Source organism: Vibrio sp. NH-UV-68 (genome assembly GCF_042940635.1).
GTDB classification, from domain to species: domain Bacteria; phylum Pseudomonadota; class Gammaproteobacteria; order Enterobacterales; family Vibrionaceae; genus Vibrio; species Vibrio pacinii.
The window spans coordinates 2,232,660-2,258,701 of record NZ_CP134975.1 but is presented as its reverse complement, the minus strand read 5'-3'; the positions used below and the strand labels follow the sequence as shown (position 1 = coordinate 2,258,701).

The following is a 26,042-nucleotide window of genomic DNA, read 5'->3' as shown; positions in this document are numbered from 1 at the left end:
CCTTAATTCACGTCATTCTGCTTTGGCGCAGAATTGGTAATATCAACAACAGGAATGGCGTCCATTTGCCACTTCCAATTCGCTGTAGTGGTTTCTACAGGGATCATTTCAATACAGTCTGTTGGGCAGGGAGCAACACATAAATCACAGCCAGTACATTCATCCTTAATGACCGTGTGCAGGGCTTTTGTTCCACCAACGATAGCGTCGACCGGACAGGCTTGAATACATTTGGTGCAGCCAATACACATATCTTCGTGTATGAAGGCGACCGTTTTCACTGCGTTTTCCAGGTCGTGTGCTGAGTCTGGGACATCGACGCCCATTAAGTCGGCTAGTTTTTCAATCGTTGCTTGCCCGCCCGGTGGACATTTGTTTATTTCGTCACCGTTGGCGATGGCTTCCGCATAAGGGCGGCAGCCAGGATAGCCACATTGGCCACATTGGGTTTGAGGCAAGATAGTATCGATTTGGTCAACAATAGGATCGGCTTCGACCTTAAATCGAATCGAGGCAAAACCCAGAGCGGCACCGAAAATAGCCGCTAAAGCAGCAATTGCAATAATTGCGATTAGAATTGAGCTCATTATAACTTCACCAAACCAGTAAAGCCCATAAAGGCCAACGACATCAGTCCAGCAGTGATCATCGCGATAGACGCGCCTTTAAACGGCATAGGAACATCGGCGGCGGCAATTCTTTCTCGCATCGAAGCGAATAGGATCAAAACCAACGAAAAGCCAACCGCCGCGCCAAAGCCATAAATGATTGACTCGATAAAATTGTGATTTTCATTGATGTTAAGTAAAGCGACACCAAGTACCGCGCAGTTGGTTGTGATCAGTGGTAAGAAAATACCCAATAGACGATAGAGCGTCGGGCTGGTTTTGTGCACTACCATTTCGGTAAATTGAACCACGACAGCAATCACTAAGATGAAGCTCATCGTGCGTAAATACTCGAGGTTGAGTGGGCCCAAAATGTAACTTTCAACCAGATACGCGCACACGGAGGCGAGGGTTAAGACGAACGTTGTCGCCAACCCCATTCCAATGGCCGTCTCAAGTTTTTTTGAAACACCCATAAATGGACACAAGCCAAGAAACTTCACCAGTACAAAGTTGTTGACCAGCACGGTGCCGACTAACAACAAAAAATATTCGGTCATAATTTTATATAGTAGAAATTCCGATCCTCATATTATCCTGCTTTGACTGCCTAATAACAACCAAGGAAAGATAAGGTTTTATGTTATCGAGTAAAAATTATACGAAACTGGGCTGAAAAAGTTGAGTTACCATGATTATTTCGGCGAATCACTGATGTTACTTAAATGAGGGGCTTCTAGCCGTTTGGCCAGTAAGCGCTGATAGTGGCTTAGTCTTTGAAGCTCTTAACAAATCCATCTTAAAGCAGAATATTTTGACGTGTTATCGGATTACTCAAAGATCGAAACTGTGTAGTTACCGGTGGCGACAGATACGAAAAAGCCGCGTCATTCGACACGGCTTTTTGTTGAATTTGGCTCCCCCTGCAAGACTTGAACTTGCGACATACGGATTAACAGTCCGCCGTTCTACCGACTGAACTAAGGGGGAATTGTTTTAGCGAGCGAATATTAGCTATCGAGTCGAATAGTGTCAATATTTTACCCAGCGATTTAATAAAAAAAAGCTTAAAAATTTGCTTTACTTTTCTGTAGCCCTTATCGCTAAAGGGCTACATTTACTTATCCACCAAATTTGTGGATAAGTGTGTGCATTAAACTTGAGTATGTCGATCTTTCATTACTAAAAAGATTATACACAAGTAAATAATATGTATCTTAACCTTTGTTCTATAAAGCTTTTTCGTTTTTATTTAATGTTTTTCTTTCAAGGGGAGTATTGGATAGAAATTGTCGATATTCGCTAAAAATAAAGATAAATGTGAATATCTTGTGGGTGGTATTTTTGAATATTTTGCTGGTAGGCTCTTGCGAGGTCGAGCATGATATCAGGATTAAAGGGATTGATCTAGTTGTTCTACGTGCGTTGATGTAAAACAGAGATTAATTTTTTAGTGAATGCTTGAGTCTGTATATTTATACAGTCACAATGGGCAATGAAGTGCAACATCAACAAGAGAAAAGAGATGGGTAAAGTTTTCGATTTGGTCTCAGACTATCAGCCTTCTGGCGATCAGCCGACGGCGATTAATCAATTGTCCGAAGGGCTTGATGCTGGTTTAGCACATCAAACATTACTTGGTGTGACTGGGTCAGGAAAAACCTTCACACTCGCGAATGTCATCGCGAATGCTCAGCGTCCTGCAATCTTGTTGGCACCGAATAAAACGCTTGCAGCGCAGCTTTATGGAGAGATGAGGTCTTTCTTTCCGAATAATGCGGTTGAGTATTTTGTCTCTTACTACGATTACTATCAGCCAGAAGCGTACGTACCGACTACGGATACTTTTATTGAAAAAGATTCGTCAGTTAACGCCCACATTGAACAGATGCGCTTATCTGCCACTAAAGCTTTATTAGAACGTAAAGATGCCATTATTGTTGCCTCAGTTTCAGCGATTTATGGTTTGGGTGATCCTGAATCGTACCTCAAAATGATGTTGCATATTCGTCGTGGCGACATTATGAACCAACGCGATATTCTAAGGCGTTTGGCTGATCTGCAATATAGCCGTAATGATGTGGCGTTTGAGCGTGGTCAATTTCGCGTGCGCGGCGAAGTAATCGATATATTTCCTGCCGAGTCGGATCAAGATGCGGTTCGTATTGAAATGTTTGATGATGAAATCGATCGTATCAGTGTGTTTGATCCATTGACGGGCGTGGTTAACCAGCGCGATTTAGCTCGCTACACTATTTATCCTAAGACTCACTATGTGACACCTCGTGACAGAATGCTTGAAGCAATTGAGCATATTAAGATCGAACTTGAAGCGCGTAAAAAGCACCTGTTGGATAATAACAAACTATTAGAAGAACAACGTATTTCCCAGCGAACCCAGTTTGATATTGAAATGATGAATGAGCTCGGTTTCTGTTCTGGTATCGAAAACTACTCGCGTTATTTAAGTGGTCGTAATGAGGGCGAGCCGCCCCCGACGCTGTTTGATTATCTGCCACATGATGGCTTATTGATTATCGATGAGTCTCATGTGACAGTGCCGCAAATTGGCGCTATGTATAAAGGTGACCGCTCTCGCAAAGAGACCCTAGTTGAATTTGGTTTCCGTTTACCTTCAGCACTTGATAACCGACCACTGAAATTTGAGGAATTTGAGTCACTTGCTCCGCAGACGATTTTTGTCTCGGCTACACCGGGTAACTATGAGTTAGAAAAATCAGCGAATGATATCGCTGACCAAGTAGTGAGACCCACAGGGCTACTTGACCCTGAAATAGAAGTTCGTCCGGTCGCGACTCAGGTTGATGACTTGTTATCTGAAATTCGCATTAGAGCGGTAAAAGATGAGCGAGTGCTGGTGACGACATTAACCAAGCGTATGGCTGAGGATTTAACGGAATATCTCACCGAGCATGATGTAAAAGTGCGTTATCTACACTCAGACATTGATACCGTCGAACGTGTTGAGATTATTCGTGACTTACGTTTAGGTGAATTTGATGTTTTGGTTGGGATCAACTTATTGCGCGAAGGACTCGATATGCCTGAAGTGTCGTTGGTTGCGATTCTTGATGCGGATAAAGAAGGTTTCTTGCGTTCAGAGCGCTCATTAATTCAGACCATTGGTCGCGCGGCGCGAAATGTGGCAGGTAAGGCGATTTTATATGGTGACCGGATCACTAAGTCGATGGGGAAAGCCATCGATGAAACCAATCGACGCCGTCAAAAGCAGCAAGATCATAATGCCAAAATTGGCATTGAACCTCAGGCGCTGAAACGAAACATAAAAGATATTATGGAGCTTGGCGACATCACTAAGGGTAAAAAACAGCGCACGAGCAAAGCGGTTCCTCTGTCTAAAGTGGCTGAACCTTCACAAAGCTATGATGTTATGACGCCACAAGAGTTAGATAAAGAAATCCGTAGACTTGAAGCACAAATGTATCAGCATGCTCAAGATCTGGAGTTTGAATTGGCGGCAGGAAAACGCGATCAAATTGACAAGCTACGCCAACAGTTTATCGCCAACAGTTAAGTGTCAGCCAGACAAAAAAAATAGCCAATAGCAAGGATGCTATTGGCTGTTATTTGTGAATACTATGTTCACTAACAACGTCAGTTGGCTAGGTGACCCAGAAGGGTCATTGTTAGAGGCTGCATAGACTGTGCCAGTCGCTAAGCGATAAAAAAGGCGGTTTTCTCAAGCTAAAAGCGACTTTTTGAGCGAAATATTTGCAAATTGCAAAGCCTAATGCAATGATTTGTACATAATGCAAATTAAAATATGGCTAGGTTATGCAACAAGTAGTATCTGATCAGAAAGCAAGATATTTGCTGATGGTAGAAGATACAGCGTCGGTCGCGGCACTGTATCGCTCTTATCTCACTCCACTGCAAATTGATATCAATATTGTCGGTACGGGTCGTGATGCGATTGAAAGTCTCAATTTTCGAACCCCTGATCTCATCTTACTCGATTTACGTCTACCTGATATGACTGGTATGGATGTTCTTCACGCGGTGAAAGAGAAGAATCCTGATGTGCCAGTGATCTTTATGACGGCGCACGGTTCGATTGACACGGCGGTTGAAGCGATGCGTCATGGCGCACAAGACTTTCTTATCAAACCATGTGAAGCGGACCGTCTTCGCGTTACCGTTAACAACGCCCTGCGCAAAGCCAACAAACTCAAGAATGATGCGAACAGTTCCGGCAGTCAAGGTTATCAAGGTTTTATCGGTAGCAGTCAAACGATGCAAGCGGTTTACCGCACGATTGACTCTGCCGCGAGTAGTAAAGCAAGTATCTTCATTACTGGTGAGAGTGGTACGGGTAAAGAGGTGTGTGCAGAAGCCATTCATGCCACGAGCAAACGCAGAGACAAGCCATTTATTGCCATTAACTGTGCGGCGATCCCGAAAGATTTGATTGAGAGTGAGCTGTTTGGTCACGTCAAAGGCGCATTCACTGGCGCAGCAACCGATCGACAAGGGGCTGCTGAACTTGCGGATGGCGGAACACTGTTCCTCGATGAATTGTGTGAAATGGACCTTGAACTGCAAACTAAACTACTGCGTTTTATTCAGACGGGGACCTTCCAAAAAGTCGGCTCATCTAAGATGAAGAGTGTCGATGTTCGTTTCGTTTGTGCTACAAATCGCGATCCTTGGAAAGAAGTTGAAGAGGGGCGTTTCCGTGAAGATTTATACTATCGCCTCTACGTGATTCCTTTGCATTTACCTCCTTTGAGAGAAAGAGGAGAAGACATCATTGAGATTGCTTATTCTCTGCTTGGTTATATGTCCAAAGAAGAAGGTAAAGACTTTGTGCGCCTCGCTCCTGAGGTTGTAGAGAGATTTGCTCGCTACGAATGGCCGGGCAATGTGCGCCAATTGCAAAACGTGCTGCGTAACGTCGTGGTGCTCAATAATGGTCGAGAAATTACCTTAGACATGTTGCCACCACCACTCAATCAACCCGCAAAAAGTGAGATTAGAGTACCGCTTAGCGTCAATAATGATGTTGTCTCGGTTCAAGATATTTTCCCGTTATGGTTAACCGAGAAAAACGCGATTGAGCAAGCGATAAAAGCGTGTGATGGCAATATTCCCAAGGCTGCTGGATACCTTGATGTTAGTCCTTCGACACTGTACCGTAAACTGCAATCATGGAATGTGAAGGAAGCATAAGCGTGGATTTATTAGATCAGGCCAAAATAGACCGGTTAGCCAATGAGATCGGTGAAGAAAACGTGCCAGTATTATTGGAAATTTTCCTAGGTGAGCTGAGTAACTACATCGCCACTTTGTCACAACTCGTTTCTGAGCAGCAAGACAGCTATCTTCAAGAGATCAGCCATGCTCTGAAAAGCAGCGCTGCCAGCTTTGGTGCTGAGGCACTGCGTACCTTTTCGGTTGAACTCGATGCAAGAGCGAAAGCGGGGGATGCATTGAGCTCTGAAGACGATAAACAGCAAATGTTATCTCTGCTCAAACAAACTGAACAGAGATACAAACAGTTACTCGACTAAGAGCATCTCTATTGCTTGTTGCAACTTAATTCGGTCATGACGCCAATCTCTATTTGGTGAAGCTAAGGGTGTCGTGACGCAATTCCAACGCTGCAATTCAGGGTGGGCTTTATCACCAAGCACGACATCAATCTGTCGACCTTGGCAGGAACGCTCGCACCAGTCGAGCTTTTCCTCTAATGTCATTTCTCCTGCGGGGCCAAATTCTGGCGACAAATTTTCGACAAAAATAACCTTAGCCTTGAGGTTATTGGCAATCGCGCGGCCAATCTCTGGTAACAGTAATGGCGGCATGATACTGGTCAGGAAGCTGCCCGGACCGAGGATGATGGCATCGGCTTGCTCTAGCGCTAATACCCCCTCTTTAGTGGCCGGCACTTCTGGCTCTAAATCAAGCCGAATCAATTTATCTGGCATCTCATCAACACTGGTTTCGCCAGTAACCCAGTGACCATTGGGGGCTAATGCCCTTAAGTCGGAAGGGTGCTCAGACATCGGGATAATATTGACATCGACTTTGAGCATGTTGCGGATCAAATTGGTTGCATCAAGTGGCCGCACCGAGAGGTTATCGAGCGCAGTCAACATCAAGTTGCCTAGGTTGTGACCGTCAAGTTCTCCGGTGCCTTTGAAGCGGTATTCGAACATCATAGAGCTAATCGAAGGTTCAGTAATGAGCTGATTAATGCAGTTACGAGTATCTCCCCAGGCGATACCTCCTTGACAGTTACGAATACGACCTGTTGAACCGCCATTATCCGTCGTCGCGACGATGCCAGTGGCGTTTGAGCCGAAATCTTTTAATGCCGCAAGCATCCTGCCGAGACCATGGCCTCCACCGACTGCGACCACTTTCTTGCTAGCGTAAAGTGTCATGCTGAGCTTCTATTTTTGTCATAACCAACTACAATTTAGAATATTGTATTCATATTAAATACTCAATAGGGAGTAATTTGCGCCCTAAGCACGATTTTTTGGTGTGCAGGGTGGAATCACACATAATTATTAAGTATTTTAATAGTCAAGCTACTACCCAATATAGGTAGTTGCCATAGCTCCGAGCTTCACAGGCTAAGTTCATACTGAATACGCTTGTTAAGCCAGTGACATTTTGTCACAAGGGCATAATTGGAAATGATTATGCCTCCCGTGTTTGGAAAGGTGTTCCGTGGCGCAACAATTCGAAGATAGATTCAATCGTAAGTTTTATTACTTACGACTCTCCGTTACAGATGTCTGTAACTTTAAATGCACATATTGTCTGCCTGATGGCTACCAGCCTTCGGGGCAGAAAAACTCGTCTTTTTTATCCCTGCCCGAGATTAAACGTGTGGTTTCGGCGTTTGCCGATTGCGGTACGTCTAAAGTCCGTATTACGGGTGGCGAGCCAAGTCTGCGCAAAGACTTCAACGATATTATCCATGCAGTGGCTTCAACACCTGGTATTGATAAGGTCGCGACGACCACCAACGGTTATCGTATGGCCAAGCAAGTAGCAGATTGGAAGCAGGCAGGGCTAACGCACATTAATGTCAGTGTTGATAGCCTCGACCCGCGAATGTTCCATCAAATTACCGGTGAAAATAAGTTTACCCAAGTGATGGATGGTATTGAGCGTGCCTTTGACGTCGGGTATCAGCAGGTCAAAGTTAATGTCGTGTTGATGAAAGATCTCAATGCCCATGAATTACCCGCTTTTCTGGCTTGGATCAAAGATCGACCGATTCAATTACGTTTTATTGAGCTCATGCAAACTGGTGAAATGGATACGCTTTTCCAGCGCCACCATGTGTCCGGTGTGGCGATTCGGAATCAATTGATTGCCAATGGTTGGCTACTTAAAGCGCGAGCAAACAACGATGGCCCGGCGCAAGTGTTTATTCATCCTGACTATCAGGGTGAAATAGGTCTGATCATGCCATATGAGAAGGATTTTTGCGCAAGTTGTAATCGACTGCGGGTCTCGGCAATAGGCAAGTTGCATTTGTGTTTGTTTGGCGATCACGGCGTAGAATTGCGTGACTTGCTTGAGGATGATTCACAGCAGCATTCACTGATAGATCGTATCCAAGCACAATTGCAGACCAAATCGGTCAGCCACTTCTTACATGATGGCAACTCAGGTATGACGCCACATTTAGCGTCAATCGGCGGTTAAATAAACTCAAACCATAGATAATGGCATTAAGCTTGGCGCTTAGTGCGAGTATTACTGATTAAAATAGGTGAACAAATGGGTCACGCAGATAGCAAATTCCAACCAGCAAATATCGCAGTGCTAACGGTTTCTGATACGCGCACAGAAGAAAATGATACCTCTGGCGGTTACTTGGTTGAGCAAGCAAAAGAGTCTGGACACAATGTGGTTGATAAGCAAATTGTGATTGATGACATGTATAAGATTCGTGCGATCGTCTCACAGTGGATTGCCGATGATAACGTGCAGGCCGTCATGATCACTGGCGGTACGGGCTTTACTTCGCGTGACAGCACTCCGGAAGCACTGAAGCCTTTGTTTGATAAAGAAGTCGAAGGGTTTGGTGAACTTTTCCGTATGGTCTCTTATGAGGAAATTGGCACGTCAACGATTCAATCGCGCGCCATTGCGGGTTTTGCCAATCATACGGTTATTTTCGCCATGCCGGGCTCTACCGGTGCTTGTCGCACTGGCTGGAGCAAAATCATCAAGCAACAAATGGATGCGAGTCATCGTCCTTGTAACTTTATGCCGCATTTAGCGGTTTAATCGGAGGGCGAGCAATGAGCGAATTTACTCACATTAATGCCTCTGGTGAAGCCAATATGGTTGATGTGTCAGCCAAGGCAGAAACGGTGCGTGAAGCACGTGCCGAAGCCTTTGTTCATATGGCGCCAGAAACGCTTGAGCTGATTGTTTCTGGTCAGCATCATAAAGGTGACGTTTTTGCTACAGCGCGTATCGCCGGTATTCAAGCGGCAAAGAAAACGTGGGATTTAATTCCACTTTGTCACCCGTTATTACTGTCAAAGGTTGAAGTACAGTTGCAAGCGATGCCAGCTGAAAATAAGGTTCGTATCGAGTCTATTTGCAAACTCGCAGGAAAAACAGGCGTAGAAATGGAAGCGCTGACTGCTGCTTCTGTGGCGGCGTTAACCATTTACGATATGTGTAAAGCGGTACAAAAAGATATGGTGATAGAGCAGGTACGCTTGCTTGAAAAAACAGGTGGTAAGTCTGGTCACTTTAAGGTGGATGCATGATTAAAGTGCTCTTTTTTGCTCAAACGCGCGAGCTAGTTGGTATTGATGATCTGCAACTTGACGGCGAGTTTAGCAGTGTTGAACAAGTGCGTGCGCATTTAGCTAAGCAGCAAGGTAAATGGGATCTTGCTCTAGAGCCGGGTAAGTTGCTCGCGGCAGTCAACCAGTCGATCGTGCCGTTAGACCATCCGGTTGAATCTGGTGATGAAGTTGCGTTCTTTCCGCCAGTCACCGGAGGTTAAACATGGACAGTCGAGTATCGGTTTTTAAACAAGACTTTTGTGTTGGTGATGAATACCAAACGTTGGCTGATGGAACCGCTTCAGGTGCTGTAGTGACCTTTGTTGGCAAGGTGAGAGATATGAATCTTGGTGACAATGTGACTGGCTTATCGCTTGAACATTATCCGGGTATGACGGAAAAAGCACTCAGCGAGATTTGTGACGAGGCAGAACAGCGCTGGCCACTACTCAAAACCCGAGTGATTCACCGAGTCGGTGACTTGGATATCGGCGATCAAATTGTGTTCGTTGGTGTATCAAGCGCCCACCGTGGCGCTGCCTTTGAGGCGTGTGAATTCATTATGGATTACCTAAAAACCAAAGCGCCATTTTGGAAAAAAGAACGCACCACAGACATGACTCGATGGGTCGAGTCACGTGACTCAGATGCCAAAGCGGCCAAACGCTGGCAGTAATAAAAATATTGCACTTGGTTCCGACAGCGCTCTTTTTTAAAGGGCGCATTTTTGTTGTTCACTCAATTGATGAATAGAGCCACGTTGACAACTTTTGGCGTAAAACAGTGCTTTATCGGCGATAGCAATAAATTTTTCAGCATCCATTTGAGGGGGAATTAAGTGGCAATGTTGAATGCCAATGGTGATAGTCAGATGCTCACTCACACTGGAGGATTGATGCGGTATTGCCAGATCCGTAATGATTTTCTGCAGCTGCTTGGCTCGTGTTGTACATTCTGTTTTTGAGATCTTTGGCATAAAAATCAAAAATTCATCTCCGCCGTAGCGAAAACAGAGATCTCGCTCATTCGACCAATCATTGATGGTGTCCCCAACTGCTCTGAGTACCTTGTCACCTTTAAGATGGCCATAGCAGTCGTTATATTGCTTGAAACAGTCGACATCTATCATCATTATCGCAGAACCAACCTGCTTTACTTTGGCCAGTTCAATCGCATCAGGTAACAGCGCATCCAAGGCATAGCGGTTATAAACCTGTGTTAGATGATCAATATAAGTGAGTCTTTCTAACGCCAATTGTTGCTTGGCAAGCGTTTCAAGCGCTTTCTTGTACTGGGTAATATTGCGCACTGTCCACAGCACAAAAGCGGTATCGGGAAGCGGAATAACTAGTGCGCTAAAATGTTGCACCTCAGTTGGCCCTTCAATGCCTTCAAAGCAATGGAGGGCTTTTGGGTCGAGACTATACTCAAGCTCAGAAGCTTGATTGTTCTCGATTACCTCAACAATAACCTGACTAAACCAAGTGGCTTTATCGGCAGGTAACACCTGATGTTGGGTGAGACCAACGAGAGTGGCCGGATCGTGGTGCCGGCTTTTATCACGACCACCCCACGCCTCAACGTAAGTACCAGATTTATCGATCAAGAAAGTCGGTTCAGGGAGCGCCTCGAATACGCTATGCATCATGTCAGGGTTATTAGCTAGTTGTGTAGAAAAAGTCGAATTCACAGCGCGTCCCAATACAATATTGATAAAACTAACTATAGTTTAGGCAATTGATGGCAAATCGGTATGGTACAAAGGTTGATATTATGAATAAGCTCGCGGTAAAAAGATCGTTTGTGATTGCCTTGGTCGTGGGCACTTTATTAAATATCATCAATCAGTATGATGCGCTTCTTCTCACAGGAAGCGTCAATTTGTTTAAGATAATTCTCACTTATTGCATTCCTTTTTGCGTCTCACTCTTTAGTGCCTGGCTCTCGCAGCGCGATGTGTTGGTTTAGTGACGAGCGACAATTTGACTTTGATAGACAGCACCGATTGCAAAAATTGTTGATTTCCATTTAGTAAAATCAAGAAATTAGACAACACTTACAGTATAAGCAGCGTAGGCTTGCAAGTAAGGAGACTCAAATGGAATCACTCAAAGTAAAAGACTATATGACCCTGCAAGCGGTAACTTTTACCCCAGAGATGTCGCTCAGTGCGGCACTCGACAAAGTCATGAACTCTCGCTATCTCGGTGGACCTGTGTTGAACGAACGCCGTGAGGTTGTCGGCTTTTTATCAGGACAGGATCTGCTCGAAAAACTCATTAACGTCAGTTACTACTGTCAAGACAGCCACACTGTCGCCGATTGTATGCACCCTGAGGTGTTGTCTGTGACATCTGAAACGTCAATTATCGAGTTGGCGGATATGATGCGAGTGGGGAAACCTAAAGTCTATCCGGTTATTGATAGTGGCAGACTAGTGGGAATTATTACTCGTCGGGATGTTTTGCGCGCAATTGGTAAAAACATCAACGATTGCTTTAAACATCCTGTGTGACAAATCCAATTAACAGTGACAAGAGGTGTGTCCTACACCTCTTTTTTTGTTAGCGATATTGATTGGCAAACGCATCCGTTGTGAAAGTGACAGAAAAAGTTTGACCTTGGAGTAGACTCTAAGGTTTAGACTTAAGGTGTACAATGAATGGAGACAAATCTATGTGCACAAAACATCATGCATGCCGCTCACAAAAAATCGCGGTCAAACCTTCACAAACGGGTGGTTGTTCTGGTCTCAACAAGGCGTCTATAACCATCTCTGACGTGATCACGCCAGAGTCTGATTGCTGCAGCTCAACTGATTGTGGCAGTGGCGGCGACCCTTCCGATGAGGAAAGTGAGTCCAGTCGCGCCGGCCTATTAACCTATCGCTGGAAGATTGAAGGGATGGACTGTCCATCTTGCGCACGAAAAGTCGAAACCGCAGTTACACGCGTTGAGGGCGTAATCAGTGCCAAGGTCTTATTTGCGACCGAAAAACTGATCATTGAAACCGAACATGCCGATGTGGTTACGCAAGTAGAGAGCGCCATTATTGATAGCGGTTTTTCTTTTGCCACTAACCAACAGCCTCAAAGCACCCCGTCAGCGTCACGTTGGCCATCGGTGATAAAACACAACACCCAGATTTTGGCGATTGCTTTGGCGATGATAATTGCTGCAATCATGCAACCTATTTCCCCTCAATTAAGCCACGGTTTATTCGTGTTCACTTGTTTGGCTGGGCTTTATCCCATCGGACGCAAAGCTATTACTTTAGCTAAGTCAGGTACACCATTCTCTATTGAAACCTTGATGAGTGTTGCGGCACTCGGCGCGTTATATCTGGGAGAAACGGTCGAGGCGGCAATGGTGTTGCTGCTGTTTTTGATTGGTGAGCGCCTTGAAGCTTTTGCTGCTTCGCGGGCCCGCAGTGGAGTTAAGGCACTGATGGCGTTAGTGCCAGAAAATGCCACGAAAATAGTTAATGGTCAGCGAACCTTGGTTGGCGTCAGTGAATTACAACCTAGCGATATTATCGAAGTATCACCGGGTGGAAGACTGCCAGCCGACGGACGCTTGATTGAAGGAACGGCCAGTTTTGATGAAAGTGCGTTGACAGGGGAGTCGATACCTGTCGAGCGGGGGCAAGGTGATGCGGTCATTGCTGGCGCCGTTGTGGTTGATAAAGTGGTGCGATTGGCTGTGACATCAAAACAAGGTGAGAACGCGATAGACCGGATTCTTCATTTGATTGAAGAGGCGGAATCACGTAAAGCACCACTTGAACGTTTCCTTGATAAGTTCAGTCGCTGGTACACACCGTTAATGATGCTGGTGGCGCTTATTGTGATTATTATGCCGCCCCTTGTGTTTGCTCAGTCTTGGGAAACTTGGATCTACCGTGGTTTGGCACTGCTGTTAATTGCCTGTCCATGCGCACTGGTGATCTCCACACCTGCGGCGATTACCTCTGGCTTAGCGGCGGCCGCGCGTCGTGGTGCTTTGATTAAAGGGGGGGCGGCATTAGAACAATTAGGCCAAATTGAAACCGTGGCCTTTGATAAAACGGGCACCTTAACGCAAGGCAAACCTCAAGTGACTGATGTGATCGGTCTTAGTGGTTGGTCGTCAGAGTCTGTGCTTGAAAAAGTCGCAGCGATTGAAGTTGGCTCTAGTCATCCATTGGCGATTTCTGTGGTTGAAAAAGCGAAACAATGTGGACTTAAGATCGTTGAAGCAGAGCACAAACAAGCGTTGGTTGGCAGTGGCGTTCGCGGTGTTATCGATGGGGTTGACTATCAAGTTCTCGCACCTAGTCGGATTCAGGTCAAGGTGAGCAACACGATAACAACGCAAATAGAACAACTTGAAGCACAAGGAAAAACGGTGGTGGTCGCTTTGCAAGCAACTGACATTATTGGTTTGGTTGCGTGGCAAGACACGTTGCGAGAAGACTCGTACCAAGCGGTGAGTGCGTTAAAGGCTCTGGGTATTAATTCGATTATGCTCACGGGTGATAACACGCGTAGCGCTGATGCGGTAAGCGCCATGATTGGCATTGATTATAAGGCGGAGCTACTGCCTCAAGATAAAGTGACTTACGTTGAGCAACTGAGCAAAGACGTCAATGTTGCGATGGTGGGCGATGGGATTAATGATGCACCAGCGATGAAAGCCGCTCATATAGGTATCGCAATGGGTGGAGGAACCGATGTCGCTTTAGAAACGGCCGATGCCGCCCTGACGCATAATCGATTAACTGAGCTGGCGGGTATGATTGAACTATCACGCGCTACTGTGGCGATTATTCGACAGAACATAGCGCTAGCGCTCGGCCTTAAAGGCGTCTTCTTGGTGACAAGTTTGCTGGGTATTACCGGGTTGTGGGTTGCGGTATTAGCTGACAGCGGGGCGACCGCTATTGTCACGCTCAATGCATTACGCTTGTTGAAATTTAACTCGAAACAGGTTTAATCCATCTACACTGACAATGGCCCTTGCCTCTATGACGTGAGGGCTGTTTTTTATGCAACTACCTTACTCGGTTTGCTTAAAAGTGTGATGCAAACCGATTTTACGTGCAATGTTGATATTTGTTGCGCTCATTGTTGTGATTGGTGTCACTATAAGAGTTTGGTTTGTTAGTTAAAGTATAACCGTACCCGATGAATTTAAGAGCGTAAAAGTCGAACAAACGACGGTGCTACGCCACAATAAGGAGCTCCCCTATGTCTCAAGCTGTATTCCACCTTGGTGTTACTGAATCTGATCTTGCTGGTGCTACATTAGCGATTATTCCTGGTGATCCAGCGCGTGTACAAAAGATTGCTGAAGAGATGGAAAATCCAGTATTTCTTGCTAGTCACCGTGAGTACACTCTCTACCGTGCAGAGCTAGACGGTAAGCCTGTTGTGGTTTGTTCTACTGGTATCGGTGGCCCGTCAACATCAATTGCTGTTGAAGAGCTTGCTCAGCTTGGTGTGCGTACTTTCTTACGTGTTGGTACCACTGGTGCGATTCAGTCACACGTGAATGTCGGTGATATGATTGTGACGACGGGATCAGTTCGCCTTGACGGTGCGAGTCTTCACTTTGCGCCGATGGAATTCCCTGCTGTGGCAGATTTTGAAATTGCAACCGCAATGAAAGCCGCAGTAGAAGAATCAGGGGCAACAGTACACATGGGTGTGACGGCATCTAGTGATACGTTCTACCCTGGTCAAGAGCGTTACGATACTTTCTCTGGCCGCGTTGTGAAGCGTTTCCAAGGGTCGATGCAAGAGTGGCAAGACATGGGTGTGCTGAACTTCGAAATGGAATCAGCAACCTTACTTACCATGTGTGCAAGCTCTGGCCTTAAAGCGGGTTGTGTTGCAGGGGTTATCATCAACCGTACCCAGAAAGAGATTCCAGATCATGCCACGTTGAAAGAAACAGAAGCACGCTCAATCAAAGTGGTGGTTGAAGCGGCTCGTAAAATGTTATAAGCAACGTTTAGCACATATAAAAACCTCGCTTTGGCGAGGTTTTTTGCTTTTAATCAAGGCTAATAGCCAGTTATTCGTTGCTACTTACTGGCTCTACTCGGCTATTATCGAGCATGATTTTTTGGTACTCGCCACTGGCATAGAGCGTTTTCATTCCTTGGGAAAATACGTCAATTAGCATTTCACTGCGGGCAGAATTTTGTTTGGAAAATAGAATCGTCATTTCATCTTCAAATATCGGCTTATCGTCGACTTTTATCAGAGCGGCTTCGTCTTGTGAGAGGGTATTTTTTATCAGATATTTACCGCGAATAGCGCCAGTGGGGTAGGCGTCTATCCGTCGTTTGACCAGTTTGGCAAAATTGGTTTCTTCATCAATGGACACCATTTGCGTTATACCGGCTTGGTTTAAGTAAAAAAGCGGTTGGTAGTCTTGGGTTGCCCCGATGGTATAATTATTTAAATCGGTTAATTGTTGCCAAGAAAAGTTAACCTCAAGGTGATAAAAGAACACCACGGTCTGAGTAAAAACGGCTTCCGAGTAAAGAAACAGTTTGCTACGTTCTGAATTGCGTATCCATGGAAATGTCCCATCATATTTCCCCTCACTGGCTAGTTTGAAAGAGCGAGACCATGGAAAATAATCTAATTGCACCTGATAGCCTTGGCTCTCAAAGGCTTTGACAACAACCCGCTGCGCAACTTGTTGTTCAGGATCATTCGATGAACTGGTATATGGCGGCCACTCGCCAATCGCAAATCTAACCACCTTATCTTGCGCTATAATGGCAGTGCTAAAGATCAACGTGCTAATTACGATCAGTAGTTGTGTCATGACGGTTCCAACCTAGAAAACTTAGTACTAATTCTAGTTTATGACACCATATTTAGCTTTATTAAGACGGAATGTTATGGCTAAGAGAGAACGGCTCGCTCCGAGAGCCGTATTCACTGACAACTTACCGCTATCGTGCCGTTGGGTTAACTAAATGCGATTTTAGGTAATGGCTGATAGAGGTTTTCAGTCATGTCTGACAACATTTGGTCATAGACTTGTGAGATAACCAACGAGATATCCGTCGCGAGTTGATACAAGTCTTCATTGCTGAGCGTGAGATCGTCACAGGCATTGATCTCAGTTAACGTGTGCATTGCCTTAGAGCTTAGTGGCGACGCAACTGACAAGGGGCTTATGATCGACAACTGATTCAGCTTTCGACGCATCTTATCGCAGTAGTATTTGACGCGCAGCATGCCTTCAGCATCATTTGAGTCCTGAATGGAAATCCGCAATTGTGTCAGTACTTCCATGCTATCGAGGACCTGCTGCCAGTTCATATGATACTCATCACTAATGTCTTCACGACCAGATTCAATTAACCAAGCAATCGCGATTTCATCCATCAAAAACATGCAGTGCCGGATAGTCTTACCGTGTAACACCTGATTGCGAGCAACGGAGCGTTTATCCCACTCTTTATGCAGTGCCTTTAGCTTGAGTTGTAGGATCCGGTACATAGGTTTGTTTTCAAATTGAGCGTTGGCAATGAGCTCGTTTGAGCATGCCATCATGGCATCGTAATTGTCTTCGAGCTTAGCTTGATGAAGGTCAAAATGATGGCTGGTCAGCGCTTGATGGGTCATGGCCCGATGTTGGCGACTTAACAGTAAAATCTGTCGTAGAGAAACGAGAATATCGAACTTACGTTCTAATCCTGTATAACGTTGTCTTGAAAAATAAAACATCGTCAGCAAAATAAGCATGGAAATAATCAGAGAAACCAGCACAAACATAACCTACTCCTTGTCAATATGTACTACCAAAGGGGTAAGGCACTTTTGATGCCAAGAATTAAGTCCATATAAAACAATTACTTACAATAAATTGGTTCTATCTAATGCCCAATAGTGGTGCAACTAGGCACCGAAAGTGTGAGTTTGGGCACAAAAAAAGCCCCGCTACAGAGAGCGAGGCTTAAGGTTAAAGTTAGCGCAGGTTACATCACACGCATACCTGGCTGAGCACCTTCATGAGGCTCAAGAATCCATAGATCGCTACCGCCAGGACCTGCGGCTAGGATCATGCCTTCAGACATACCAAATTTCATCTTACGCGGTTTAAGGTTAGCCACCATCACCGTCAGCTTGCCTTCTAACTCTTCCGGTTTGTACGCTGACTTAATGCCAGAGAATACCTGACGAATTTCACCACCGATATCCAATTGGAACTTAAGCAGTTTGTTGGCTTTTGGCACTTCTTCACAAGAGATGATACGAGCAATACGCATATCTACCGCGGCAAACGCATCAAACTCAATCTCGTCTGCGATTGGATCTTTGTCGAGTTCGGTTTGGCTTGCTTGGTTCTTTTCCGCTTCTGCTTTCTCTTTTGCTGCCATTTCCACTGCCGCATCTTCTTTTGACGCTTCGATCATCGCTTCGATGTTTTTAGGGTCGATACGGTTGAATAGTGCTTTGAATTTAGTGATCTCGTGACCCGTTAGTGGAGCGGCGATACCCTCCCAAGTAAGTTCTTGGTTTAGGAATGCTTCTGTACGCGCTGCAAGTTCAGGCATGACCGGCTTCAGATAAGTCATCAGCACGCGGAATAAGTTGATACCGACAGAACAGATATCTTGCAGTTGTTGATCTTTGCCTTCTTCTTTGGCGACAACCCACGGCGCTTTCTCGTCAACGTATTGGTTGGCTTTATCAGCAAGTGCGGTAACTTCGCGAATAGCACGACCAAATTCGCGCGCTTCGAATAGTTCAGCAATGCGATCTGCGGCGGCAACGAATTCGTTGTATAGCTCAGGTTCGGCGAAATTCTCTGACAACTTGCCATCAAAGCGCTTAGCAATGAACCCTGCGTTACGAGATGCAAGGTTAACAATCTTGTTAACGACATCAGCGTTGACTCGTTGAGTAAAGTCTTCCAGATTCAGGTCGAGATCATCGATACGACTGTTTAGTTTGGCCGCGTAGTAGTAACGCAGGCACTCAGGGTCGAGGTGGTTAAGGTACGTACTGGCTTTAATGAAAGTGCCTTTTGACTTAGACATTTTCGCGCCGTTGACAGTAACGTAGCCGTGAACAAAGACGTTATTTGGTTTACGGAAACCACTGCCTTCAAGCATCGCAGGCCAGAACAACGAGTGGAAGTAAACGATGTCTTTACCGATGAAGTGGTAAAGCTCAGTTTGGCTGTCTTTGTTCCAGTATTCTGCAAAGTCGAGATCGTCACGTTTATCACACAGGTTTTTGAATGAGCCCATGTAGCCGATCGGGGCATCTAGCCAAACGTAGAAAAACTTGTCTTTTTCACCTGGGATTTCGAAGCCGAAATACGGTGCATCACGCGAAATGTCCCATTGTTGTAGGCCAGACTCGAACCACTCTTGCATCTTGTTAGCGGTTTCTGTTTGTAGTGAGCCCGAACGCGTCCACTCTTTGAGCATACTTTCGAACTGCGGTAAGTCGAAGAAGAAGTGCTCAGAATCTTTCATGATAGGCGTTGCGCCCGAGACGGCTGATTTAGGGTCAATCAGTTCGGTTGGGCTGTAAGTCTCGCCACAGTTATCACAGTTGTCGCCGTATTGGTCCTCAGACTTACACTTAGGACAAGTACCTTTGACGAAACGATCCGGTAGGAACATCTCTTTTTCAGGGTCAAACAGCTGAGAAATTGTACGGCTAGAGATAAAACCGTTTTTCTTCAGTTCTAGGTAGATATAAGACGCTAGCTCACGGTTCTCTTCTGAGTGGGTGCTGTGGTAATTGTCGAAGCTAATATCAAAGCCCGCAAAGTCTTTTTGGTGCTCTTCACTTACAGCAGCGATCATCTCTTCTGGTGTAATTCCCATCTGTTGTGCTTTAAGCATGATTGGCGTGCCGTGGGCATCGTCAGCACAGATGAAGTTTACAGTGTTGCCACGTAGGCGTTGGTAGCGCACCCAGATATCCGCTTGAATGTGCTCAAGCATATGGCCTAGGTGAATCGAACCGTTAGCGTACGGAAGGGCACAAGTTACCAGCATTTTTCTTGAAGAAAGAGGTCGTGGATCGTTTGCCATACTTAATATTCGCTTCTAGATAGGTATAAAAAATAGAGAGTAATACTACCTTATCCCACCAGTGACTCCAAGGTCGGAACGACTGGATTACCTTAGTTTTTTCAGGGTTCAGTATCTGGTGGCACAGTGATAGGATGAGATGCATAAGGAGGACCTATGCGTCAATTCAGTTCAAAGCAAGACTTTTGTGATTGGTTAAACCAATTTGAGCACCCAAGCTTGGCTCCCGAGTGGGCCGGTGTCGCCAATGTTGTCTCGGTTGAGTCGGACCGCTTTAACATTGAAATTCCCTTTGCCGCCAATACGCTTGTTGATGAGTTAACGCAGTGGATTGACCACGCCCAGCAAGCCGGGCAAGTGGCTCGTTTCTCCTATTCACTGTCGGTCGAGCCTAAAGCACTCGAAACACATGTGGGAGCGACGGTGAAAGGGGTTAAAAATATTATCGCTGTGACTTCCGCGAAAGGTGGGGTAGGTAAATCAACAACCTCGGTCAATCTCGCGTTAGCGTTATCTAAGTCAGGCGCCAAAGTGGGTCTGTTGGATGCGGATATCTATGGGCCTTCAGTACCGCTGATGCTTGGCCAAAGTGATGCGCATCCTGAAGTGCGAGACAATAAGTGGATGCAACCGATCAAAGCTCACGGGATTTATACCCATTCGATCGGCTATTTAGTGGCAAAAGATGAAGCGGCAATCTGGCGTGGACCTATGGCGGCAAAAGCCCTAGCGCAACTGCTTAATGAAACCGACTGGCCTGAACTCGATTACCTAGTGATCGATATGCCGCCGGGCACCGGGGATATTCAACTCAGCTTAGCTCAGCAAGTCCCTGTGACAGGTGCGGTGATCGTCACTACGCCACAAGACTTAGCCTTGGCTGATGCACGTAAAGGCGCCGCGATGTTCAGCAAAGTCGATGTGCCTGTGGTGGGGCTGGTTGAAAACATGAGCTATCACATTTGCAGTCATTGTGGTGAGAAAGAACATATTTTTGGTCAAGGTGGCGCGCAACAAATGGCTGCGGATCTTGGTCTCGATCTTCTCGCGCAAATCCCTTTACATATTCAAATGCGCCAAGATATCGATAATGGTCTACCAACGGTGGTAGCACGACCAGATTCAGAACATACTCAGTTGTATATGATGTTAGCTCAATCGATCAGTTCTCGACTCTATTGGCATGGCAAAGCAAAACCTGATTCTATTTTGTTCACCATGGTGGAATAGCATCAAGTTTCATTAAAAAAGAGCGTTGAATCGGCGCTCTTTTTTATTCTTATCCGGTGTAATCGATTGCGCTGAAATCTTTTATTCTATTTCGTTAAATCGTGCTAATCACAACTGGCAACACTGACTTGAACTCCCTATAATCAGGCGGTTTATCTAAATTTGTCCTAATGCACAGAGCTCGAATCGTTGAGTGATGCTAGCATTAGCATATGACACCAATCTAAATCATCGGGTGCAAGAATAATGTCTGATAATAATCAATGCGTCATCGTCGGTATTGCTGGCGCGTCTGCTTCTGGAAAAAGCTTAATCGCGAGCACTATTTACAATGAGCTTCGTGCCAAAGTGGGCGATCATCAAATTGGTGTGATTACGGAAGATTGCTATTACAACGACCAAAGCCATTTGAGCATGGAAGAGCGTGTTAAAACCAACTATGACCACCCGAGTGCACTAGACCATGACCTTTTGTGTCAACATCTTGAGCAGCTAGTTCAAGGTGAGTCGGTCGAAGTACCAGAGTATAGCTATACAGAACATACCCGCACTGAACATACCACCACAATGACACCTAAAAAGGTGATTATTCTGGAAGGTATCCTTCTTCTCACTGAACCTCGCTTGCGTAATATTATGCATGCAACCATATTTATGGATACACCACTGGATATCTGTTTACTGCGTCGCGTAAAGCGTGATGTGGAAGAGCGTGACCGTACCATGGAGTCGGTACTCAAGCAGTATCAAGAGACGGTTCGCCCGATGTTCTTGCAGTTCATTGAACCTTCTAAACAGTACGCCGATATCATCGTTCCACGTGGCGGTAAAAACCGTATCGCCATTGATGTACTAAAAGCACACATTGCAAAACTTCTGAAAGCTTAGCGATGTTTGCTTGTTTTAGACTTTATTTTTTATGAGATAAGTGGCACTTTTAGTGCCACTTTCTTTTTATGGTCGTCAGATAATCGCGATGATCATTGATACTTGGAGCGGACTTAACCCTTGAGTCTCTCACCAAGCAAGGATAACGCTGATGAAGAAATTTTTCCTAATACTAGCAATTCCGGTAATTGCTCTCCTTGGTGCGTTAGTCGCACTGGTTACGTTGGTCAACCCCAATCAATTTAGACCGTTAATTGTCGAACAAGCAAAAACCCACACAGGTCTTGACCTTGTGATTGAAGGCAATATTAGCTGGCAGTTTTTTCCGTCGATTGGTTTTGAATTAGGCCAAACGGCGCTGCGTAACCCGCAAGGCTTCGACAAACTGAACATGTTTAAGGTCGATAGCGTTGGTATTGATGTGTCGGTTATGCCGCTGTTTAGTCAGCAGCTTGAAATTGGTAACATCACACTTGATGGTGCGGCATTTTCACTTGAGACGCTCAAAGATGGTCGCAAGAACATCGATGCCCTCACCAAGGCGCAGAGTGCGCAAGCTGAGCCTGTTGCTGGCGCGGCGACATCTTCACCTGAAACTTCAGGTCCGATAGCAGCAGAGTCTGGTGGGCCATCAGCATGGACAATCAACCTGGCTGGTGTAACGGTATCCAATGCTTCGGTTGAAATCGTCGATAAGCAAGCTGGGAGCCTAACTAAGCTTTACGATGTGTCGTTAAACTTATCTGAATTTGCCGTTGATACTTGGACAAAAATTGACTTTGCCGCCAAAGGTGAAGCCAATCAGCAGCAGTTCACCGCTCAAGGTGATAGCGAATTTAAACTCGCTCCAGGTTTCAAACAGTACGCGTTACGCAACATCAATCTCGATACCACGTTCAGTGATCCCGCAACGCAAATTGACAGCGCAAAAATCGGTTTAGAGACGTTTGAGTTTGATAAAGCCAATGCGCTGACTTATGCAGTTAAAGGTAACGCTGCCGGGTTAGATATTGATATGCAAGGCTCTGCGTCATTCACGGTTGACCAAGCGATTAGCAAGGTGGTGATGAATAAGCTTACCCTTGATGCTACCTTCCAAGGCGATAGTTTACCTCAGTCACCGATGAACGTGGATATGGCCTCGGATCTGACGTTTGATCTCACCAAGAGTCACTTAAGCTTTGTGCTTGAAAAGCTCACCGCTAATGCGCTCGCGTTTGATGGTAAAGCTGATGTGACGTTGGCTGACATTCCCAAAATCCGTTTTGCGCTACATAGCCCAGATATCGATTTAGATGCGTTCTTGGTTTCTGCACCAGCGGGCGAAGAGCAATCTGCCACTCCAGCGCCACAGAATTCGCAGACATCTACCTCTTCTGCTGAACCCGCGAAGCAACCGACGAAAGAGGTTGAACCCGATCTATCAGCACTGAAAACATTAGATGTCAAAGGTGATATTGCAATTGATAAATTCAAAGCAAGCAACGCGCGTATGCAAAACGTCAAAGCAAGCTTTGTGGTCAATCGTGGTATTGCGGAATTAACTTCATTTACGTCTAATCTGTATCAAGGTTCGATTAACGCCACTGCTCGTCTTGATGCGCGGCAATCGCCAGCGTCTTACACGGCGATAAAGCGTATTAAAGGCGTTAAAGTTCAACCTTTGCTGATGGATGTTAGTGGAAACGACAAGCTAGAAGGTACGGGCAACATTGATATCGATGTGCGAGGAACGAGCCTAACCCCGACAGGGATCAAACAGAATTTGTTGGGGACTATAGTGGTTAATTTTGCCGATGGTGCGGTCAATGGCATCAACCTTGCGCAGTTAATTCGTGAAAATTACGCGAAAATTAAAGGTGAGCAAGTACCTGTCAGTGACAACGCACAAAAAACTGATTTCAGTGCGATGAAGGCGACCTTGACGCTCAATAAAGGTAATGTTTCGACCAATAACCTTACCATGCAGTCACCGCTCTTACGTATTCGTGGTGACGGCAGTGCTAACTACCTTAATGAGACCGTCGACTTTACCGTCAGTACTTCGATTGTTGGCTCACTGGAAGGTCAAGGTGGTAAAGATATTGATGAACTGAAAGATGTGACGATTCCCATCAACATCTCAGGAGCATGGGCAGAGCCTAAATTCAAATTGGTTTTTGATGATGTCTTGAAACAGAAAGCGGAAAAAGAGCTCGACCGTGGACTGAAAAAACTTGATGAGAAGCTTGGCGATAAAATCAAAGATGAAAAGACTAAGGAAGCCGTGAACAGTTTAATCAAAGGTTTGTTTAACTAAGTCTCCTTGCTGTTAGTCTGTATTGGTCAAAAGCAGTGTCATTCATAACGAATGCACTGCTTTTTTATTGCCAGTGACCGGGTTATTGCCAGTGAGCAGTTGATGGTCAGTTACCAGTCAACGCCTTTCAGTGCTTTGACACCAGATTCAAATGCGTGCTTAACGTTTTTCACTTCTGAAACAGTATCGGCCATTTCGATTAAAGTGCGATGTGCGCCGCGGCCAGTAATCACCACTGACTGCATTTTAGGTCGATTGGTAAGCGCTTCAACCACTTCATCTAAGTCAATGTAACCGTAGCTCACCATGTAGGTCAGCTCATCAAATAGCACCACGTCGATAGCGTCGTCTTGGAGCATACGCTTACACTCTTGCCACACTCGTTGTGCAGCGTCGGTATCGGCGGCTTTGTTTTGCGTCTCCCAAGTGAAGCCTGTCGCCATCACTTGAAACTCAACGCCGAGTTTTTCGAGTAGGTTGCGCTCACCATTGTCCCACGTACCTTTGATAAACTGAGCAACCGCGGCGTTTAAGCCATGACCAACCGCTCTTGCCACTGTGCCGAAACCAGATGTCGATTTACCTTTGCCATTACCGGTAATGATCAGCAGTAGGCCTTTCTCTTCTTGCGCCGCCGCCACTTTAGCATCGACTTGCTCTTTCACTTTTTGCTGACGAGCTTTGTGACGAACTTCTTTATTGGTTTCAGACGTCATGGGAAATCCTTTTTTATTTAATCAAACTGTGGCTATGATAGCCCAATCAGCGAGATGCAAATACCTATGATTTTTATGGGAAAGTGACGTCAATGGCGATTAGGAGCACGATGAGTAACAAAATTTTAGTGGTGTGTATGGGCAATATTTGTCGCTCACCGACCGGAGAAGCAATTTTACGTGCGAAATCGCAACAAATGGGTGTTGATGTCGACATTGATTCGGCAGGCACAATTGGCTATCACCAAGGAAATCCACCGGATCCACGCGCGAAAGCGGCAGGAGAAAAGCGTGGTTATTCGTTCAAAGGGATTCGTGCTCGTAAAGTTATCGACAGTGATTTTGAGCGATTTGATCTGATTTTAGCTGCGGATGAAGACAATCTTGCCGATCTTAAGATGCAGTGTCCTAGCCATTTACAACACAAACTCAGGCTATTTCTTAGCTATGCTGACTCAGACTATGAGGAAATTCCCGACCCCTACTACGGCGGCGACAGGGGATTTGAGTTAGTAATAGATTTGATCGAAGAAGCGTCAGAAGAGATTTTACGCTCTTTATAAATTCTCCCCTCGTTATCAACTCAGGTTCATTGATTCAATGAACCTTAAGCTGCCATTACTCTGCCACTAAAGTAGTCGTTTGAAACGATATATTCGGTGTTACGAATCAGTTCATCTTGAATTTCTGCCCAATGCGAATCGTTATGTTGAGCGGCAGGCACGACGCCACCAACACGAATATTAAACGGAGTAAGCTCCTTTGCCCAGCTTTGGGTAAAGCCCGCTACCATAGACGTTGCGTTGTCAAAACCAGACAGATCTTGATAGTCGGCATAAGCAATGACATTGACGATGACGCCATTTTTTTTCTCTTGGCGCATTCTTTCTGCGGTGGCTTGACCAAAAGTAAATAGGGTGGCAGCCATTAAAGAGAGCCGCTGGGTGAAAAGATCACTGGCGCGCTGATCAAAAATGTTGGGCATCGCTTCTGCGGTCAGTGCATTGATCAAGACGTCGGGGGAACGTTTGACATTTTTATCTATGAACGAGAAGAGAGCCTGGACGGAGGCAAGCGAATGGTCGTTAAGAGTGAACTGAAACACTTGATCTGAGATGGCGCTACATTGTTGATAAGCCTGCGATAGTTGCGGTGTTTTTTTATCACACAGGATGACCGTTGCGCCGAGTGAAACAAAATGTTGCGCTAATGTGCTACCGATTTGAGAGCCAGCTGAAGTTACTAATATTACAGCAGTTTTTATATCCATGGGCTTAATCCCTTACAAGCAATGACAGCGCATAATTGCGCCTGTATAGCATGGTTGATTAACTGTTGTTTAGTTGTGAATAAGGTCAAATAACCTTGTCAGTGAGTCAGGTAATTTACGATTATTTGGCATCATTCACACTCTACGAGTAAACGGTT

At 45.5% G+C, this 26,042-nt stretch carries 24 protein-coding genes, 1 tRNA gene, 1 pseudogene and 1 riboswitch; of the genes and pseudogenes, 16 read left to right on the top strand and 10 right to left on the bottom strand.

Annotated features, from left to right (window positions below; all coding sequences use genetic code 11):
- Positions 1-2: 2 nt before the first annotated feature.
- From rsxB to ViNHUV68_RS10180, 3 genes are all read right to left on the bottom strand, one after another.
- A complete protein-coding gene (gene rsxB / locus ViNHUV68_RS10190; RefSeq protein WP_038173009.1) occupies positions 3-587 on the bottom strand; it encodes an electron transport complex subunit RsxB in 585 nt (194 codons plus the stop codon).
- Positions 587-1,168, bottom strand: coding sequence for an electron transport complex subunit RsxA (rsxA, locus tag ViNHUV68_RS10185; protein WP_038173008.1), 582 nt, complete (start codon positions 1,166-1,168; stop codon positions 587-589). The genes rsxB and rsxA overlap by 1 nt, the downstream gene beginning before the upstream one ends.
- 354 nt (positions 1,169-1,522) lie before the next feature.
- Positions 1,523-1,598 (bottom strand) — tRNA-Asn (locus ViNHUV68_RS10180).
- A gap of 535 nt (positions 1,599-2,133) precedes the next feature.
- On the opposite strand from ViNHUV68_RS10180, the gene uvrB reads away from it, so the two are divergent.
- The 3 genes and pseudogenes from uvrB to luxU all read left to right on the top strand — a co-directional run bounded on the left by uvrB (position 2,134) and on the right by luxU (position 6,160).
- A complete protein-coding gene (gene uvrB, locus ViNHUV68_RS10175) occupies positions 2,134-4,164 on the top strand; it encodes an excinuclease ABC subunit UvrB (protein ID WP_391087916.1) in 2,031 nt (676 codons plus the stop codon).
- A gap of 260 nt (positions 4,165-4,424) precedes the next feature.
- A pseudogene (gene luxO / locus ViNHUV68_RS10170) lies at positions 4,425-5,744 on the top strand (quorum-sensing sigma-54 dependent transcriptional regulator LuxO); the annotation flags it as partial.
- 77 nt (positions 5,745-5,821) lie between these two features.
- Positions 5,822-6,160, top strand: a complete 339-nt coding sequence (gene luxU, locus ViNHUV68_RS10165; protein ID WP_038173005.1) for a quorum-sensing phosphorelay protein LuxU — start codon at positions 5,822-5,824, stop codon at positions 6,158-6,160.
- Here the strand turns inward: luxU and ViNHUV68_RS10160 are convergent.
- Positions 6,149-7,036 carry a YvcK family protein gene (locus ViNHUV68_RS10160; protein WP_038173004.1) on the bottom strand — a complete coding sequence of 296 codons (888 nt, stop codon included), beginning with the start codon at positions 7,034-7,036 and terminating at the stop codon, positions 6,149-6,151. The two genes, luxU and ViNHUV68_RS10160, sit on opposite strands and share 12 nt — an antisense overlap.
- Before the next feature lie 167 nt (positions 7,037-7,203).
- Positions 7,204-7,340: riboswitch (molybdenum cofactor riboswitch) on the top strand.
- Here ViNHUV68_RS10160 and moaA point away from each other — a divergent pair.
- The 5 genes from moaA to moaE all read left to right on the top strand — a co-directional run bounded on the left by moaA (position 7,329) and on the right by moaE (position 10,097).
- Positions 7,329-8,318 (top strand): GTP 3',8-cyclase MoaA, encoded by a 990-nt coding sequence (moaA, locus tag ViNHUV68_RS10155; RefSeq protein WP_391087913.1) that lies wholly within the window; start codon positions 7,329-7,331, stop codon positions 8,316-8,318. It overlaps the preceding riboswitch by 12 nt.
- Before the next feature lie 75 nt (positions 8,319-8,393).
- Complete coding sequence (gene moaB / locus ViNHUV68_RS10150; RefSeq protein ID WP_038172998.1) at positions 8,394-8,906, top strand: molybdenum cofactor biosynthesis protein B; 513 nt, start codon at positions 8,394-8,396, stop codon at positions 8,904-8,906.
- Positions 8,907-8,920: 14 nt separating this feature from the next.
- On the top strand, positions 8,921-9,400 hold the full coding sequence (moaC, locus tag ViNHUV68_RS10145; RefSeq protein WP_391087910.1) for a cyclic pyranopterin monophosphate synthase MoaC: 480 nt from the start codon (positions 8,921-8,923) through the stop codon (positions 9,398-9,400).
- The gene (gene moaD / locus ViNHUV68_RS10140) at positions 9,397-9,642 is read left to right on the top strand and encodes a molybdopterin synthase sulfur carrier subunit (protein WP_391087907.1); all 246 of its coding nucleotides are present in this window, start codon (positions 9,397-9,399) and stop codon (positions 9,640-9,642) included. The genes moaC and moaD overlap by 4 nt, the downstream gene beginning before the upstream one ends.
- 2 nt (positions 9,643-9,644) lie before the next feature.
- A complete protein-coding gene (gene moaE, locus ViNHUV68_RS10135) occupies positions 9,645-10,097 on the top strand; it encodes a molybdopterin synthase catalytic subunit MoaE (protein ID WP_038172995.1) in 453 nt (150 codons plus the stop codon).
- A gap of 36 nt (positions 10,098-10,133) precedes the next feature.
- Here moaE and ViNHUV68_RS10130 read toward each other — a convergent pair whose 3' ends face one another.
- Positions 10,134-11,111, bottom strand: coding sequence for a diguanylate cyclase domain-containing protein (locus ViNHUV68_RS10130; protein ID WP_391087904.1), 978 nt, complete (start codon positions 11,109-11,111; stop codon positions 10,134-10,136).
- Between the two features lie 50 nt (positions 11,112-11,161).
- Between ViNHUV68_RS10130 and nrtS the strand changes: the two genes are divergently transcribed.
- The 4 genes from nrtS to udp all read left to right on the top strand — a co-directional run bounded on the left by nrtS (position 11,162) and on the right by udp (position 15,408).
- Positions 11,162-11,389 (top strand): nitrate/nitrite transporter NrtS, encoded by a 228-nt coding sequence (gene nrtS / locus ViNHUV68_RS10125; protein WP_391087902.1) that lies wholly within the window; start codon positions 11,162-11,164, stop codon positions 11,387-11,389.
- A 130-nt stretch (positions 11,390-11,519) separates the two neighbouring features.
- The gene (locus ViNHUV68_RS10120) at positions 11,520-11,936 is read left to right on the top strand and encodes a CBS domain-containing protein (protein ID WP_038172993.1); all 417 of its coding nucleotides are present in this window, start codon (positions 11,520-11,522) and stop codon (positions 11,934-11,936) included.
- 161 nt (positions 11,937-12,097) lie between these two features.
- Positions 12,098-14,395, top strand: a complete 2,298-nt coding sequence (locus tag ViNHUV68_RS10115) for a zinc/cadmium/mercury/lead-transporting ATPase (protein WP_391087899.1) — start codon at positions 12,098-12,100, stop codon at positions 14,393-14,395.
- Positions 14,396-14,649: 254 nt separating this feature from the next.
- Positions 14,650-15,408 (top strand): uridine phosphorylase, encoded by a 759-nt coding sequence (gene udp, locus ViNHUV68_RS10110; RefSeq protein WP_038172991.1) that lies wholly within the window; start codon positions 14,650-14,652, stop codon positions 15,406-15,408.
- A 70-nt stretch (positions 15,409-15,478) separates the two neighbouring features.
- Here the strand turns inward: udp and ViNHUV68_RS10105 are convergent, their stop codons facing one another.
- From ViNHUV68_RS10105 to metG, 3 genes are all read right to left on the bottom strand, one after another.
- A complete protein-coding gene (locus tag ViNHUV68_RS10105) occupies positions 15,479-16,243 on the bottom strand; it encodes a substrate-binding periplasmic protein (RefSeq protein ID WP_391087896.1) in 765 nt (254 codons plus the stop codon).
- Between the two features lie 146 nt (positions 16,244-16,389).
- Positions 16,390-17,202: a hypothetical protein gene (locus tag ViNHUV68_RS10100; RefSeq protein WP_391087894.1), complete on the bottom strand. Its 813-nt coding sequence runs from the start codon at positions 17,200-17,202 to the stop codon at positions 16,390-16,392.
- 203 nt (positions 17,203-17,405) lie between these two features.
- The gene (gene metG / locus ViNHUV68_RS10095) at positions 17,406-19,481 is read right to left on the bottom strand and encodes a methionine--tRNA ligase (RefSeq protein WP_391087891.1); all 2,076 of its coding nucleotides are present in this window, start codon (positions 19,479-19,481) and stop codon (positions 17,406-17,408) included.
- Between the two features lie 156 nt (positions 19,482-19,637).
- On the opposite strand from metG, the gene apbC reads away from it, so the two are divergent.
- The 3 genes from apbC (at position 19,638) to ViNHUV68_RS10080 (ending at position 23,898) form a co-directional block, all read left to right on the top strand.
- On the top strand, positions 19,638-20,711 hold the full coding sequence (gene apbC / locus ViNHUV68_RS10090) for an iron-sulfur cluster carrier protein ApbC (RefSeq protein ID WP_391087889.1): 1,074 nt from the start codon (positions 19,638-19,640) through the stop codon (positions 20,709-20,711).
- Between the two features lie 246 nt (positions 20,712-20,957).
- Positions 20,958-21,599: a uridine kinase gene (gene udk / locus ViNHUV68_RS10085; RefSeq protein WP_391087886.1), complete on the top strand. Its 642-nt coding sequence runs from the start codon at positions 20,958-20,960 to the stop codon at positions 21,597-21,599.
- A 151-nt stretch (positions 21,600-21,750) separates the two neighbouring features.
- Positions 21,751-23,898: an AsmA family protein gene (locus tag ViNHUV68_RS10080; protein ID WP_391087884.1), complete on the top strand. Its 2,148-nt coding sequence runs from the start codon at positions 21,751-21,753 to the stop codon at positions 23,896-23,898.
- Between the two features lie 110 nt (positions 23,899-24,008).
- Here ViNHUV68_RS10080 and cobO read toward each other — a convergent pair whose 3' ends face one another.
- A complete protein-coding gene (gene cobO, locus ViNHUV68_RS10075; RefSeq protein ID WP_038172983.1) occupies positions 24,009-24,614 on the bottom strand; it encodes a cob(I)yrinic acid a,c-diamide adenosyltransferase in 606 nt (201 codons plus the stop codon).
- A gap of 110 nt (positions 24,615-24,724) precedes the next feature.
- Here cobO and ViNHUV68_RS10070 point away from each other — a divergent pair, with 110 nt between their 5' ends.
- Positions 24,725-25,177, top strand: a complete 453-nt coding sequence (locus tag ViNHUV68_RS10070) for a low molecular weight protein-tyrosine-phosphatase (RefSeq protein WP_391087881.1) — start codon at positions 24,725-24,727, stop codon at positions 25,175-25,177.
- Between the two features lie 44 nt (positions 25,178-25,221).
- On the opposite strand, the gene ViNHUV68_RS10065 is transcribed toward ViNHUV68_RS10070, so the two are convergent.
- A complete protein-coding gene (locus ViNHUV68_RS10065) occupies positions 25,222-25,884 on the bottom strand; it encodes an SDR family oxidoreductase (RefSeq protein WP_038172982.1) in 663 nt (220 codons plus the stop codon).
- Positions 25,885-26,042: the final 158 nt, after the last annotated feature.

Coding starts and splice junctions, on each gene's coding strand:
- rsxB (WP_038173009.1), bottom strand. CDS start 587: ATGAGCTCAATTCTAATCGCAATTATTGCAATTGCTGCTTTAGCGGCT.
- rsxA (WP_038173008.1), bottom strand. CDS start 1,168: ATGACCGAATATTTTTTGTTGTTAGTCGGCACCGTGCTGGTCAACAAC.
- uvrB (WP_391087916.1), top strand. CDS start 2,134: ATGGGTAAAGTTTTCGATTTGGTCTCAGACTATCAGCCTTCTGGCGAT.
- ViNHUV68_RS10160 (WP_038173004.1), bottom strand. CDS start 7,036: ATGACACTTTACGCTAGCAAGAAAGTGGTCGCAGTCGGTGGAGGCCAT.
- moaB (WP_038172998.1), top strand. CDS start 8,394: ATGGGTCACGCAGATAGCAAATTCCAACCAGCAAATATCGCAGTGCTA.
- moaC (WP_391087910.1), top strand. CDS start 8,921: ATGAGCGAATTTACTCACATTAATGCCTCTGGTGAAGCCAATATGGTT.
- moaD (WP_391087907.1), top strand. CDS start 9,397: ATGATTAAAGTGCTCTTTTTTGCTCAAACGCGCGAGCTAGTTGGTATT.
- moaE (WP_038172995.1), top strand. CDS start 9,645: ATGGACAGTCGAGTATCGGTTTTTAAACAAGACTTTTGTGTTGGTGAT.
- nrtS (WP_391087902.1), top strand. CDS start 11,162: ATGGCAAATCGGTATGGTACAAAGGTTGATATTATGAATAAGCTCGCG.
- ViNHUV68_RS10120 (WP_038172993.1), top strand. CDS start 11,520: ATGGAATCACTCAAAGTAAAAGACTATATGACCCTGCAAGCGGTAACT.
- ViNHUV68_RS10115 (WP_391087899.1), top strand. CDS start 12,098: ATGTGCACAAAACATCATGCATGCCGCTCACAAAAAATCGCGGTCAAA.
- udp (WP_038172991.1), top strand. CDS start 14,650: ATGTCTCAAGCTGTATTCCACCTTGGTGTTACTGAATCTGATCTTGCT.
- ViNHUV68_RS10105 (WP_391087896.1), bottom strand. CDS start 16,243: ATGACACAACTACTGATCGTAATTAGCACGTTGATCTTTAGCACTGCC.
- ViNHUV68_RS10100 (WP_391087894.1), bottom strand. CDS start 17,202: ATGTTTGTGCTGGTTTCTCTGATTATTTCCATGCTTATTTTGCTGACG.
- metG (WP_391087891.1), bottom strand. CDS start 19,481: ATGGCAAACGATCCACGACCTCTTTCTTCAAGAAAAATGCTGGTAACT.
- apbC (WP_391087889.1), top strand. CDS start 19,638: ATGCGTCAATTCAGTTCAAAGCAAGACTTTTGTGATTGGTTAAACCAA.
- udk (WP_391087886.1), top strand. CDS start 20,958: ATGTCTGATAATAATCAATGCGTCATCGTCGGTATTGCTGGCGCGTCT.
- ViNHUV68_RS10080 (WP_391087884.1), top strand. CDS start 21,751: ATGAAGAAATTTTTCCTAATACTAGCAATTCCGGTAATTGCTCTCCTT.
- cobO (WP_038172983.1), bottom strand. CDS start 24,614: ATGACGTCTGAAACCAATAAAGAAGTTCGTCACAAAGCTCGTCAGCAA.
- ViNHUV68_RS10070 (WP_391087881.1), top strand. CDS start 24,725: ATGAGTAACAAAATTTTAGTGGTGTGTATGGGCAATATTTGTCGCTCA.
- ViNHUV68_RS10065 (WP_038172982.1), bottom strand. CDS start 25,884: ATGGATATAAAAACTGCTGTAATATTAGTAACTTCAGCTGGCTCTCAA.